We start from the raw sequence: 13,046 nt of genomic DNA on the forward strand, positions 1-13,046 counted from the left end.
CCCGGGACGCGGACAACTCGACTGGGACGACTCCCCTGATTCCGGCACGGTTCGACGGTTCGCGAGAGAGGGCCCGACCATGGCGTCGTCATCGGTGACCTCATCCCAGTCCCCCCGGCCTCAGCGGCCGAACCTCGCGTTTCGGCGGCTGCGCGGGCAGCGCTCGCCGGGCGAGTTCGCCGCGGCGGTACGCCGTGCCGCGCGTGAGATCGGTGAGCGGGTGAGCTGTGACGCGCGCTACGTCGGGCGGGTCGAGTCAGGAGAGATCCGCTGCCCGAACTACGCGTACGAACGGGTGTTCCTGCATATGTTCCCGGGCCGGACCCTGACCGACCTGGGGTTCGCGCCCCGCGCGGAGGTACGCGGTAGGGGGGCGCGCTCCACCGAGGAGGCGCCCTCCCCTCGCACCGAGAGCCGCTCGCGCTCCCCACTCGGTGCGAGGGGTGAGACGGAAGGGGCGTACGAGCCGTATGAAACGCACGAGACGTACGACATGCAGGACCCGCGGGGCGACACGGGCTATGTCCACGGCTGGCGGGACACGCACCACACGTACCAGGACCACGAGGAGAGCGACGTGCAACGTCGCGCATTCATGACCGGGGGTACCGCCGCCATGGCGGCCGCCTCCTTCGGCCCCCTCGCCGGCACGGCCTCGGCCACGGGCCGTCCCGCGCTCCGCCCGGGTTCGTCGGAGGCCGGGGCCCTCGAAGCGGCCGTCCGCAAGATCCGGCTGCTCGACGACCGGCACGGCGCCGACGGGCTGTACCGCAGGGCCTCGGCGCCGCTGCGGGCCGCGTACGCGCTGCTCGACGCGGGGACCACCCGGCAGGCCAGCGCCGACCGGCTGTACGCGGGCGCCGGTGAACTCGCCATCTCCGTGGGCTGGCTGGCCCACGACTCGGGGCGTTTCGACGATGCCCGCTCCCACTACGCGGAGGCGCTCGCCACGGCCCGGATGTCGGGCGACCCCGCTCTGGAGGCGCACGCGTTCTGCAACACGGCGTTCCTCGCGCGGGACGCGGGCCGACCGCGGGAGGCGGTACGGGCGGCACAGGCCGCGCAGCGGGTGGCGCGGCCCCTCGGTTCGCCGCGGCTGATGTCCCTGCTGGCGCTGCGGGAGGCGGGCGGCTGGTCGGGGCTCGCCGACCGCACAGGGTGCGAGCAGGCGCTGGCCCGGGCGCACGCCCTGTTCGGGCGGGGGACGTCCGACGCCGACCCGGAGTGGATGACCTTCTACGGCGAGGCCGAACTGGAGGCACTGGAGGCGCAGTGCTGGTCCACGCTCGGCGACTGGCCCCGCGCTGCCCGGCACGCGCGGCGGGCAGCGCAGCTCCAGAACCCGCACTTCACCCGCAACATCGCCCTCTACACCGCCGAACTGGCCGACGACCTCGCGCGCGGGGGCCGCCCCGACGAGGCGGCGGCGGCGGGGATGCGGGTCCTCGACCTGCTGGACGAGGTCCAGTCCTCCCGCGTCCAGCAGATGCTCGCGGGCACGGCCCGCGTCCTGCTGCCGCACCGCCGCGCGGCGGGCGTGTCGGCGTTCCTGGAACGCCACGCGGGGGTCGCGCGAACCGCCTAGTGCTCTGACAACGGGGTTCACGCACGTGCGGGGCCGGACCTGTGGCGGCCCCGGCCCCGCACTCGTGCCGTATGTGCACAGTGGCTGGTCAGGCCGCCCACACCCCCGAGTTCGCCGTGGTCGAGCCGAAGTCGAAGTAGAAGCGGGTGCCGTCCCGGACGTCCGTCGCGACCACGGTCCACTGGCCGGCCGGAGCGGTCTTGAAGGACGACTGGCAGGACGTGCCGCCCGAGCTCGGCAGGAAGCACACCGCGATGCGGGTCGTGGTGTTGGGCTTGATGTTGATGTCGTTGCAGTTGCTGGTGGCCGTGAGGTACGGACCGCCTTGCGGGTACCAGCGGTTGCCCGCGGGCTTGGAGTAGGACTTCGCGCTGCCGTAGCAGGACAGCGCGCTGGACTCGTTCGCCGACGCGGTCGGCGCGACGGCCATCGCGCCGCCGACGAGCACGGCGGAGAACAGACATGCGGTCATGGTCGTGCGTATGGACACGTGTTTCCCCCTTGGAGGCGAGCCGGGTTCCCCCAGTGGTCCCCCTGGCAGCCGCAGCACGAGCGGCCTCACGAACCTGACCGTTCGCACCGACACCACGGGATGTTCCTGGGCCGCACGGGGCGGCGAACAGGGCGAAACCGGCCATGTCGTGTACGCGACATATTTCCCTCGACTCTCCACGGACTCACGCGTCCCACTACCGTCGGCGGTCCGACGGGAACCACCTGTCCCGTCCCGGCGCGCTGTCCTAGGGTGCGGATTGCCGAACGGCGGGCGGGGACGGGGCCAGCGGTACTTGGTCGAGTTCGAGGCCTGGTTCCGCGTGCGGTGAGGCGTCTCAGCCGGACAGGTGCCCCGTGTCGTTCCACGACTCGATCGCCGGGTCGCCGTAGGCCCAGCCGAGGACCGACAGGGACGTCGGGTTGAGGCGGACACGGGCGGCGAAGTCGATGCCCTGGCCGAGCCAGCGGGCGGCTATGGACCTCAGGATGTGACCGTGGGCGAAGACCAGCACATCGCGTTCCCCGCTCCGCGCCCACTCCACCACGTCGTCCGCGCGCGCGGTGAGCTGCTGGAGGGTCTCCCCGCCGGGGACGCCGTCGCGCCACATGAGCCAACCGGGCCGCAGGGCGTGGATGTCGGCCGGGGTGAGTCCCTCGTACGCCCCGTAGTCGACCTCCATGAGCGTGTCCCACGCGGTGGCGCGCTCACCGAACCCGGCCAGTTCGCAGGTCTCACGCGCGCGTGAGAGGGGACTCGTACGGACCTCGACTCCGGGGAGCCCGTCCAGGGGCGGCCGGTGCAGGCGCTCGCCCAGCAGCTTGGCACCGCGTCGGCCCTCTTCGAGGAGGGGGACGTCCGTCCTGCCGGTGTGCTTCCCGAGCCGGGACCATTCCGTCTGTCCGTGGCGGGCCAGCAGGATGCGCGGTGCCATGCGAAAACCTTTCCGGGGGTGGGTTTCCCTCTGGGAGAAGGGAGATTGACGCTCTCCTCCCTGAAGGGAGGAGATTCTTACGGCTCGCGCCGTAAGACTTCCTGTTTCATCGCCGACCGCCCACCCGGAGAACTCCGTTGAGGTCTTACACCAGCTCCACAGGCCGACACCGCCCGTCCGGCGGCCAGCAGGTTCCTGCTTGCGTTCACGTCCCGGTCGTGGGTCGTGCCACAGCTGTCACATGTCCAGGTGCGGACGTGCAACGGCAGCCTCTCCTGCAAGGTGCCGCAGGTGGAGCACAGCCTGGACGAGGGGAAGAAGCGGTCCACCGCGATCACTTCCCGCCCGTACCAGGCGGCCTTGTACTCCAGCAGGCTCCGGAACTCGGCCCACGCGGCATCACTGATGGCGCGGGCCAGTCTCCGGTTCCTGACCATGTTGCGTACGGTCAGGTCCTCGATCACGATCGTTTGGTTCTCACGAACGAGACGAGTGGTCAGCTTGTGCAGGCCGTCACGCCTGCGATCGGCGATCCTGGCGTGGATCCTGGCAACCCTTTGTCGGGCCTTGGCCCGGTTCGCCGATCCCTTGGTCTTCTTCGCCATACGGCGCTGGGCCAGCGCGAGCCGGGCACGGTCCTTGCGCTCGTGCCTGGGGTTGGCGACCTTCTCCCCGGTCGAGAGGGTCAGCAGGTGGTCCAGACCGACATCCACGCCCACAGCGGTTGCTGTCGCGGGAAGCGGCTTCACCGTCGGGTCCTCGCACAGCAGGGAGACGTACCAGCGCCCGGCCGCGTCCTGGGACACGGTCACCGTCGACGGCTTCGCGCCCTCCGGCAGCGGCCGGGACCACACGATGTCCAGCGGATCACACATCTTCGCCAGCGTCAGCCGGCCGTCACGGAAGCGGAAACCGCTGGTGGTGTACTCGGCGGACTTGCGGGACTTCTTCTTCGACTTGAAGCGCGGGTACTTCGCCCGCTTGCCGAAGAAGCTGGTGAACGCAGCCTGCAGATGGCGCAGGCATTGCTGGAGTGGCACGGAAGAGACCTCGTTGAGGAACGCCAGTTCCTCGGTCTTCTTCCACGCCGTCAGCATCGCCGACGTGGCGTTGTAGTTCACCCGCTCCTGCCGCGCCCATGCCTCTGTGCGGGCGGCGAGCGCCATGTTGTAGACCTTGCGGACGCAGCCGAACGTGCGCGACAGCTCGGCTGCCTGCTCGCCCGTGGGATAGAAGCGGTACTTGAATGCCCGCTTCACATGCGTCGTGGACACGCTCACAAACTAGTGGGACTGCATGTAAAGGACAAAACTGCTGGTCAGAAGACGGTCTTTCGCCCTGGCGACGAAACCCCGCTCCCTGCCCTGCTCCGCAGGAGTCCGTTTCCCCTCCGCCGTGAACGGCTGAGTATCCACGGAGGAGCCTGAATGAAGAGGCGGATGCGTCCATCATCGCTCAGACTGCCGGGGGGCAACCCGAGGGGCGATCCCAGCGTCTTGGACAACGTCCTGCACACGGGAGGACGTCCCGCGCACGACGCACAGGTGAACACAGTGGACGCAGATGGGGGAGGGCGATCGGATGCCGCAGACCGAGGCGGCCGAAGCACCGGTCACCGAGAGGGCCGGCGCACCGGTTACCGAGGCAGTGCCCGGCACGCACACGCGGCTCCGCTGGTGGACCGAGTTGCCGCTGATCCTGCTGGTGTACGGGGCGTACTCGGCCGGCCGGCTGCTCGCCCGGGGCGACACGTCGACCGCCGTCGAGCACGGCCTGGCGATCCTGCGCTTCGAGAAGGCCCTGAGTCTCAACGCCGAGCATCCGCTGAACCGGCTGTTCACACGGGAACCCTGGATAGGCATACCCGCCGACTTCTGGTACGCGTCCCTGCACTACCTGGTCACGCCCGTGCTCCTGGTGTGGCTCTTCCGCTCCCACGCCGTGCGCTACCGCGCGGCCCGCACCTGGCTGATGACCTCCACGTTCATCGGCCTGATCGGCTTCACCCTGCTCCCGACCTGCCCGCCCCGGCTGCTCGACCCGGCGCACGGCTTCGTCGACACCATGGCCCACTACAGCTCCTGGGGCTGGTGGGGCGGCGAGGCCAGCGCGCCCCGCGGCCTCGGGGGCATGACGAACCAGTACGCGGCGATGCCGAGCCTGCACGTCGGCTGGGCGCTGTGGTGCGGGGTGATCCTGTGGCGCTTCGGCGGCGGCTCACGCCTCGTCCGGGCCGCGGCCGTCGCGTACCCCGTGATCACCACCATCGTGGTCATGGGCACCGCGAACCACTACTTCCTCGACGCGGCGGCGGGCGCCGCCGTGATGGGCGTCGGCCTGCTGCTGGCGCCGCTGGTCCTGCGGACCGCGGACCGGTGCCGGGTCGCGCTCGGGCTCACGGCGACCGGCGGCGACCGCGCCGACCCCGGCCTCGTGGTCCGGGGCGAGGGCGACGGCGGGCCGCGCCGGGAGGGACGCGCGGACGACGCCGTCACCCCCGTCCCGCCGGCCATTCCCGGCGCCCTGTCCCCGATTGTCAGTGCCGGATGCCAGACTTCGCCGGGTGAGCGAATTCCACGGCAGCGGATCACCGAACCCGAGCCGGGTGCCGCCCCCTCGGAAGCAGGGGACGGCGCTCCGGCAGCAGCTCGCTGAGCTGCGCGGACCCGAGGTCCCACCGAAGGCGCTGGACGCGCGCGCCCTCGCCGCGCTCGCGGCCAACCCGGGCTGCGAGCGCCGCGCGCTGCTGGACGGCGCCGGGGTGAACAAGGCGGTGCTGGCGGACGCGCTCGGCTCGCCCTCCGCCTTCGGCCAGTCGCAGTTCGCCTTCATGCGGGGCAACGCCTTCGAGGCCCGTGTGAAGGCGGACGGTGGAGCTGAGCTGCTGAGACTCGTCCACGAGAAACTGGACCCGGCCGCCGAGCCGCCGGCCGTCGCGTCCGTCCCCGACCTCGCCGCCGTCGGCCCCGAGGGTCGCGCCGCCCGTACGGCACTGGCCCTGAGGGAGGCCACCGACGCGGGCGGCTGGGCGCTGCTCGACCACCCCATGGTGGCGCTGGACGTTGCGGGCTCCCCCGCCTTCCTGGAGCCGGACGCGGTGGTGGTCCACCCCGACGGCACCTGGACGGTCGTCGAGATCAAGTCCTTCCCGATGCTGGACGGTTCGGCGGACCCGGCGAAGGTGGGCGCCGCCGCCCGCCAGTCCGCCGTCTACGTCCTGGCGTTGGAGGAGGTCGCCGCCCGGCTCGACCCCGCGCCCGCCGTCCACCACCGGGTGCTGCTCGTGTGCCCCAAGGACTTCACCAACCTGCCCACGGCCGCCGCGGTCGACATCCGCAAGCAACGCGCGGTCACCCGGCGTCAGTTGACCCGGCTCACCCGCATCGAGGACATCGCCGCCTCCCTCCCCGAGGGCACCTGCTTCGCCCCCGACCTCCCCCGTGACGAGCTGACGACCGCCGTCGAGGCCCTCTCCGCCACCTACGCCCCCGAGTGCCTCGCCGCCTGCGAGCTGGCCTTCCACTGCCGGGCCCGTTCCCGCGCGGACGGCGCGGTGACCTCCCTGGGGCGGGCCGCGCGGGCCGAGTTGGGCGGACTCACCACCGTCGAGGACGTCCTGGCGGCGGCCCACGGCAGGGCGGGCGACCCCGACGACCCGACGGTGGCGGCGCTGCGCCGGGCGGCGGAGCTGCGCGCGGAGGCCCTCGCGGCGGCCGGTGCGCCCGTCCCGGTCACCGAGGGGGCCGTGTGTCACTGATCGCCACCCTCGCCCGGCTCGAAGCCATCAGCTCGGGCCGCGCCCAGCCCGCCGCCACGGTCCTGCACCGGCACCTGTCCGCGCGGCCCCTCGTGTTCGTGCCGCTCACCACCGCCGGCGAGGCCGGGGCCCCGCTCGGGGCGCTCGTCGGCACCGACCGGGACGCGCCCCGGCTGCTGGTCGTCCCCCAGCCCCGCGACCGCGACCTGCGGTTCGCGTTCCTGGCTGAGCTGGCCGACATCTTGCTGCCGTACGTGGACGCGTACGCCGACGTCGTGGAGGCGGCCGAGCGCAGCGAGACCGACCCGGAGACCGGCAAGCGGGTCAAGGTCGAGGTCGAACTGTGCGCGGACGCCCCGCAGTTGATCGTGCCGAGCCGCACCGGCATCGACTTCGTACGGCTCCTCGGGCGCTCCATGCGGTTCCGGCGGACCGCCGAGCAGGACCCGGAGGCGCCCCACCCGGCACCGCCGCGGGTGCCGCTGCTCGGGCGGTGGCTCACCCACTTCGGGGAGCGGGCGCGGGTGCCGGGCTCGTCGCTGCTGCTGGCCCTGACGGACCTGCTGGCGCGGCACTGGGCGACCGGGCAGTCCGGCGTCGAGGACCAGCACCTCGCGTCGCTGCTCGCGTGGATCGACCCGCCGGAGGGCGAGTCGGGCGAGGCGGCGGCGCGGCGGGCCGAGCTGGCGCGGGACGCCGAGGGCCAGTTGCTGTGCCCGCCCGCCGGTCCCGCGACGGACCCGGCGTTCGACAACAAGCTGCTGGCCCCGGCCATCGAGCGGTACGACCGGGCGCGGCTGGCGCTGGCCGCCGCCGAGGACGGGCTGGAGGCCGATACACGCCTCGGCGCGCTGACCGCCGCCGAGCGCGAGATCCGCGCCCTCGTCGAGAGCCGCACCCGGCCCACCTGGGACGCCGTCTGGCACGGCCTCGACCTGCTGCGCGCCCTGCCGGAGGGCGCCCACGCGGCCGACCGGTGGACCCGGGACCGCTGGTCCTTCACCGGCCACCGGGACCGGATCGTCGCCGGGGAGCCCCCGCAGCCCCGTATCGACGACGCGGTCACCGCCGCGAACAAACTGGCCGCGCGTGAGCGGGAGCAGGCCCGGCTCGACGCCCAGGAGGCCCTCGACGACCCGCTGGTCATGGCCGGGCGGCGGCTGGCCGGGGAGGCGTTCGCCGGTGAGGTCACGGATGTCGTGATGGCGTACAGCGAGGGCAAGCGGCCGAGCCCCCGGCCGCTGGTCACCGTGACGACTCAGGACCGGCCGCATCTCGGGGAGCGCGTGAAGGTGTACCGCTCACTGGGCGGGAAGCCGCAGACCGCCGAGTTCGTGGCGGCCGAGGAGGACGCGGAGGACGACGGCCGCGGGGTGTTCCTCACGCTGCGGATCATGGACAAGATGGGGCGGGGCAAGGAGCCGGAGGTCGGGTCGGTCCCGGAGAAGGGCGACCGGGTCTGCTTCACGCTGTTCGAGCACGACCAGCGGGGCGGGGCGAAGCTGCCCGAGCCCGAGGACACCCCGTGGACGCACGGCGGGCCGCCGGGTGAGTCCGACGCCGTGCCGCTGCCGGACCCGGTGACCGAGGAGGACGTCCTGTGACCAGCGCCGAGGCAGTGCTCGACCCGGGGGCCGCGGCCGGCCGGGCCACCGAGGCGATCCTGCGCGACACCCTGCACGGCACGCACCGGGGGGTCGTGGTCGACTCGCCGCCCGGTGCCGGCAAGTCCACGCTCGTCGTCCGCGCCGCGCTGGAGCTGGCCTCCGCCGGACGCCCGCTGATGGTCATCGCGCAGACGAACGCCCAGGTGGACGACCTGGTGATCCGGCTCGCGGAGAAGGACCCCGAGCTGCCGGTGGGCCGGTTGCACAGCAGTGACTCCGACCCGTACGACAAGGCGCTCGACGCCCTGCCGAACGTGAAGAAGTCGACGAAGGCGGCCGAGCTGGCGGGCCTAGACGTCGTGATCTCCACGGCCGCGAAGTGGGCCCACGTCAAGGGTGTCGAGCCGTGGCGGCACGCGATCGTCGACGAGGCGTACCAGATGCGGTCGGACGCGCTGCTGGCCGTGGCGGGGCTGTTCGAGCGGGCGCTGTTCGTGGGCGACCCCGGGCAGCTGGACCCGTTCTCGATCGTGGGCAGCGAACAGTGGGCGGGGCTGTCGTACGACCCGTCGGCCTCGGCGGTGACGACCCTGCTGGCGCACAACCCCGAGCTGCCACAGCACCGGCTGCCGGTGTCATGGCGGCTCCCGGCGTCGGCCGCGCCGCTCGTGTCCGACGCGTTCTACCCGTTCACGCCGTTCCGCAGCGGCACGGGGCACGGGGACCGGCGGCTCGCCTTCGCGGTGCCGTCCGACGGCTCCGGCCCGGACCGGGTCATCGACGAGGCCGCCGAATCGGGGTGGGGGCTGCTGGAGCTGCCGGCCCGCCACACGCCCCGGACCGACCCCGAGGCGGTACGGGCGGTCGCCCGGGTCGTACGGCGGCTGCTGGACCGGGGCGGGGCGGCGACGTCGGAGCGTGCCGAGGAGCCGGTGCCGCTGACCGCCGACCGGATCGCCGTCGGCACGGCCCACCGGGACCAGGCCGCGGCGGTGCGCGCCGCGCTGGCCGAGCTGGGGGTGTCCGAGGTGGTGGTCGACACGGCGAACCGGCTCCAGGGCCGGGAGTACGACGTGACCGTCGTCCTCCATCCGCTCTCCGGCCGCCCCGACGCGACGGCCTTCCACCTGGAGACCGGCCGCCTGTGCGTCCTCGCCTCCCGCCACCGCCACGCCTGCATCGTGGTCTGCCGCGCGGGAGTGACCGACCTCCTGGACGACCACCCGTCCACCGAGCCGGTCCAACTGGGCGTGACCGTCAAGTTCCCGGACGGCTGGGAGGCGAACCACGCGGTCCTGGCGGAACTGGGGGAACACCGGGTGCCGTGGCAGCCGTAAGCCGCGCGGCGGAACGGGGTCGGCGACACGGACCGCCCGCCCGGCAGGCGCCCACCGCACCACCGCCCCACCCGCCGGACGGAGTCCGGCACGCCGCCGACAGGCGGCCGAACGAAACAGGGCCCCGGACGGCTGGGAGGCGAACCACGCGGTCCTGGCGGAACTGGGAGAACACCGGGTGGCGTCGCAGCCGTAAGCCGCGCGGCGGAGCGGCGTCGGCGACACCCGGAGGCGAACCGTGCGATGGCGGCGGAGCTGGGGGAGCACCGCGTGACGTCGTGGTTGTGGGCGCGCGGTGGAGTAGGGGCGCGTGGGCGGGGGTGGCTCGTTTCTATGCCTACTTGCGCGGTCACGTGACAATGGACGGTGGCCCTTCCGGGGGACACCCCGGGGACAGGCCCCGTGCACCGTCGTACGAGGAGGAGAAGACATGGCGGAGCCCACGCCGCGTCGGCACGAACCGCGGCTACGCCCCGCGCCCCTGCTCTTCGAGCCGGCGGAGGCGGCCGGCGACCCCGAGCACTTCTTCGATCTCGAGTCGATCGACGATCCGCGGGCGCTGCTGTCGCGGTCGACGGAGCTGGCGCAGGCGTTCCGGGCGGCGGCGGACCGGGCCGTGGAGTTCCAGGCGATCGCGGCGGCCCAGCTGGCCGATCCCCGGCGGTTCGACCGTCTGACCGCGGCGGACATCGCGGAACGGGCCGAGTGGACCGAGGACTACGCGAAGAAGATGGTCGACTTCGGGCGGGATCTGCTCCGCGGGCACGACGTGAGCGGCCCGGACACCCTCTGAGCTGCCGGATCAACCCTCGGCCGACCGCGAAACACCTCCTGGCATATGCCGGGTGGGCAAGATACCCCACTTGCACCGCTCCCGTACCGCATTCCCGCAACCCTGGGGAATCACGCGGTGACGGCCGGTAGACATGAAGGCATGAGCGCTGGGACGGATGCGGGCAGGTATCCACAGGACCGGGTCGACGTCACGGGGGTGACGGCGGAGGGGGCCGCGTGGCTCGCCTCGGCAGGAACGTATCCGCGGCGCACCTCGGCGGCCCGGCGGGAGGAACGGCGGGCCGCTCCGCTGGTGCTGCCGTGCGGGGCGGTGTTCGACGTGGTCAGCGCGCCGGCCCTCTTCGGGCGACGGATGCTCGACCGGCTGTGGACCGAGGGACCGGGATCCGGCCCGGTGGCCGTGCACCGCGGGCGGATGCTCCTCTTCGCCTCCCCCGGCACCGCCCACCGCCTGCCCACCCTGCTGGAGTGGGAGGAATGGGGCTCGCCCGGCCGCACGGGCGCCGTCCCGCCCCTCCTCTGCCACGGCACCGGCGACACGGTCACCGTCCCGGCCCTCCACACCCCGGAGCCCCGTGGCGGCCGAGGCGACGACACCCTCCCCGTCGCCCGGCCCGGGTCCCGCTGGGTCGTCGCTCCCGACACGTCGCGGCCATGGCTTCCGGGGCCCGAGGTTCTGCTCTGGGCGGCCGTGCGGGCGGCCCGCGCGAGGGCCTCCGCGACCGTGCGGATATCGATTTTTCCTCCCGCCGATCAGGGTGCTAAGGTCTACGACGTCAGCAGGCGCCGCTAGCTCAGTTGGTTAGAGCAGCTGACTCTTAATCAGCGGGTCCGGGGTTCGAGTCCCTGGCGGCGCACGACACGAAGAAGCCCCTCGCGAAAGCGAGGGGCTTCTCTCGTTGCCGCCCGGCCCACCCGGCTCACCCCCATCCGCCGGGCCTTCCCCCTCCCCCCGCCTACCTACCGGTCGTCGTGATCTTCACCGTCCACTCCCCCGACGGCGTACGACCCTCCACCTCGACGCGCACGTCCTCCCCCGGCACCGTGAAGCTCTCCCCCACCCGCATCGGCGCGTCCGCGAGGGGCGGGTAGACCGACTCGTCCCAGCACGCCCCGGTGAGCGGATGGGCGTCGAGCACCTCGATGGGGCCGCTGCCGGACTCGGCGCTGCTGCGGACGCGGTAGACGAGGACACCCTCCGCGCAGACGGAGGAGTCGTTGCCGACCGCTCCCCGCACCTCGATGCCGAGGGCACTGTCCGGGCCCGTGGGGACGACCGCCAGCTTCGTCCCCCGGCCGGCCCCGAACGCCGCCTGAGCACCGGCCGACACGACATCCCCGGAGCCCCCGCCGCCCCCGGTGACTCCACCGTCGCCGGTGGTCCCGTCACCGCCGGAGACCTCCCGCCCTCCCGCGTTCCCGGCCTGCACCGTCCCCTCCGCCGTCCGCGCCGGTCCCGCTCCCACCGCCTCCAGCGTCAGTCGGGTGACACCGGCACCGCGCACGCACGCCACCTGGTGCTGTTCGAGCCAGCCCAGCTTCCACTTGTGCCAGGCGAAGAAGTCGGGCGCGAGGGCGAACTGGCTCCCCATGAGGTCCCAGTCGCCGACATGGGTGTCCCAGTCACCCTTGCCGTCGACGGGCCGGTGGTAGAGGTCGGGCAGGTCGAAGACATGACCGGTCTCATGGGCGAGGACGAGACGGTCCGGCGGATGCTTCTCGAACACGGTGACGACGCGGCGCAGACCCGTCCCGTCGATCTTCAGGGGCGACTGCAGGTTCACCACCTTCGTCGCGTCCGAGTCGACGCCGGGCGCGTGCGGGTCGGCGATGAAGTACACGATGTCGTAGCGGGAGAAGTCGATGTGCGGGTCGGCGGTCGCGAGGGCGTCCTTCAGATAGGCGGCCCGGTGCGGCGCGTTCCAGTCCCGCCGTATGGCGTACGACGTCGAACGGCGCGGCATCTGCAGCCATTGGCGGTGCGGATGCGGACGGAGGGCGAACTTGCCGTAGGAGGCGCGTTCGAAGAACTGGCTGGTGTCCGGAAAGTGATCGGCGGTCAGCTGTTCCGGGGAGGTGACGGGGGTGGAGTCCGGGAATGAGAGGAACACCAGTACGGCGTCGAGGTCGCGTGTGGGGCGCGGGTAGGCGGCGTTCCATGTGTCGAGACCCTCCGAGTGGTGCGCCTCGGTCCTGCGCAGCGCGCACGCCTCGGACAGGGGGACGGCGACCGACGGGGCCGCGATCAGGGAGGTCGCGGCGAGGGCGGTCAGCGAGGTCAGCATGGCCGCCGTACTGCGCAACGTGGGCACACGGTCGTCGAGGAGTCCCTGCCGGAGAGGCCCCCTCCAGGGGTGCGGACGCTGCACGGAAACCTCCGAACGCGAGTCTTGGGACGCCGCGTCCAGATTTTCCGAATTAGTAGTACTTTGCCCTGTTTGTCTGCACCAGACGGGTGAGGGACGGTCGCACAGTCCCCCCGGGGCGACACCCCGTGCACTCACGGAACGTCACAAGCGGTCCATGATTCCGGGAAGC

At 72.6% G+C, this 13,046-nt stretch carries 11 protein-coding genes and 1 tRNA gene; 8 read left to right on the forward strand and 4 right to left on the reverse strand.

Annotated elements, in window-relative coordinates; translation table 11 throughout:
• Nucleotides 1-79 precede the first annotated feature (79 nt).
• The gene (locus tag ACZ4Z3_RS02720) at nt 80-1,585 is read left to right on the forward strand and encodes a hypothetical protein (protein ID WP_468499329.1); all 1,506 of its coding nucleotides are present in this window, start codon (nt 80-82) and stop codon (nt 1,583-1,585) included.
• An 88-nt stretch (nt 1,586-1,673) separates the two neighbouring features.
• On the opposite strand, the gene ACZ4Z3_RS02725 is transcribed toward ACZ4Z3_RS02720, so the two are convergent.
• From ACZ4Z3_RS02725 to ACZ4Z3_RS02735, 3 genes are all read right to left on the reverse strand, one after another.
• Nucleotides 1,674-2,075, reverse strand: a complete 402-nt coding sequence (locus ACZ4Z3_RS02725) for a hypothetical protein (protein WP_468499330.1) — start codon at nt 2,073-2,075, stop codon at nt 1,674-1,676.
• A gap of 340 nt (nt 2,076-2,415) precedes the next feature.
• On the reverse strand, nt 2,416-3,012 hold the full coding sequence (locus ACZ4Z3_RS02730; RefSeq protein WP_468499331.1) for a histidine phosphatase family protein: 597 nt from the start codon (nt 3,010-3,012) through the stop codon (nt 2,416-2,418).
• Between the two features lie 77 nt (nt 3,013-3,089).
• Nucleotides 3,090-4,286, reverse strand: coding sequence for an RNA-guided endonuclease InsQ/TnpB family protein (locus ACZ4Z3_RS02735; protein WP_468499332.1), 1,197 nt, complete (start codon nt 4,284-4,286; stop codon nt 3,090-3,092).
• A 307-nt stretch (nt 4,287-4,593) separates the two neighbouring features.
• On the opposite strand from ACZ4Z3_RS02735, the gene ACZ4Z3_RS02740 reads away from it, so the two are divergent.
• The 7 genes from ACZ4Z3_RS02740 to ACZ4Z3_RS02770 all read left to right on the forward strand — a co-directional run bounded on the left by ACZ4Z3_RS02740 (nt 4,594) and on the right by ACZ4Z3_RS02770 (nt 11,365).
• A complete protein-coding gene (locus ACZ4Z3_RS02740) occupies nt 4,594-5,667 on the forward strand; it encodes a phosphatase PAP2 family protein (RefSeq protein WP_468499333.1) in 1,074 nt (357 codons plus the stop codon).
• Complete coding sequence (locus tag ACZ4Z3_RS02745; RefSeq protein WP_468499531.1) at nt 5,618-6,769, forward strand: hypothetical protein; 1,152 nt, start codon at nt 5,618-5,620, stop codon at nt 6,767-6,769. Before ACZ4Z3_RS02740 ends, ACZ4Z3_RS02745 begins: the two co-directional genes overlap by 50 nt.
• Entirely contained in the window at nt 6,760-8,373 is a 1,614-nt protein-coding gene (locus tag ACZ4Z3_RS02750) for a hypothetical protein (protein ID WP_468499334.1), read from the forward strand. The genes ACZ4Z3_RS02745 and ACZ4Z3_RS02750 overlap by 10 nt, the downstream gene beginning before the upstream one ends.
• Complete coding sequence (locus ACZ4Z3_RS02755; protein WP_099964740.1) at nt 8,370-9,713, forward strand: AAA domain-containing protein; 1,344 nt, start codon at nt 8,370-8,372, stop codon at nt 9,711-9,713. The genes ACZ4Z3_RS02750 and ACZ4Z3_RS02755 overlap by 4 nt, the downstream gene beginning before the upstream one ends.
• A 430-nt stretch (nt 9,714-10,143) precedes the next feature.
• Nucleotides 10,144-10,506 (forward strand): hypothetical protein, encoded by a 363-nt coding sequence (locus ACZ4Z3_RS02760; RefSeq protein WP_468499335.1) that lies wholly within the window; start codon nt 10,144-10,146, stop codon nt 10,504-10,506.
• 141 nt (nt 10,507-10,647) lie between these two features.
• Nucleotides 10,648-11,301 carry a hypothetical protein gene (locus tag ACZ4Z3_RS02765; RefSeq protein ID WP_468499336.1) on the forward strand — a complete coding sequence of 218 codons (654 nt, stop codon included), beginning with the start codon at nt 10,648-10,650 and terminating at the stop codon, nt 11,299-11,301.
• Nucleotides 11,292-11,365 (forward strand) — tRNA-Lys (locus ACZ4Z3_RS02770). The genes ACZ4Z3_RS02765 and ACZ4Z3_RS02770 overlap by 10 nt, the downstream gene beginning before the upstream one ends.
• A 99-nt stretch (nt 11,366-11,464) precedes the next feature.
• Here the strand turns inward: ACZ4Z3_RS02770 and ACZ4Z3_RS02775 are convergent.
• Nucleotides 11,465-12,877, reverse strand: a complete 1,413-nt coding sequence (locus tag ACZ4Z3_RS02775) for a M6 family metalloprotease domain-containing protein (protein WP_468499337.1) — start codon at nt 12,875-12,877, stop codon at nt 11,465-11,467.
• Between the last annotated feature and the right edge of the window lie 169 nt (nt 12,878-13,046).

This window comes from Streptomyces sp. NPDC030296 (assembly GCF_055572815.1).

What these genes read in the sequence shown, in the direction of transcription:
- ACZ4Z3_RS02730 (WP_468499331.1), bottom strand. Translation starts at nt 3,012, where the DNA reads ATGGCACCGCGCATCCTGCTGGCCCGCCACGGACAGACGGAATGGTCC.
- ACZ4Z3_RS02765 (WP_468499336.1), top strand. Translation starts at nt 10,648, where the DNA reads ATGAGCGCTGGGACGGATGCGGGCAGGTATCCACAGGACCGGGTCGAC.
- ACZ4Z3_RS02720 (WP_468499329.1), top strand. Translation starts at nt 80, where the DNA reads ATGGCGTCGTCATCGGTGACCTCATCCCAGTCCCCCCGGCCTCAGCGG.
- ACZ4Z3_RS02760 (WP_468499335.1), top strand. Translation starts at nt 10,144, where the DNA reads ATGGCGGAGCCCACGCCGCGTCGGCACGAACCGCGGCTACGCCCCGCG.
- ACZ4Z3_RS02740 (WP_468499333.1), top strand. Translation starts at nt 4,594, where the DNA reads ATGCCGCAGACCGAGGCGGCCGAAGCACCGGTCACCGAGAGGGCCGGC.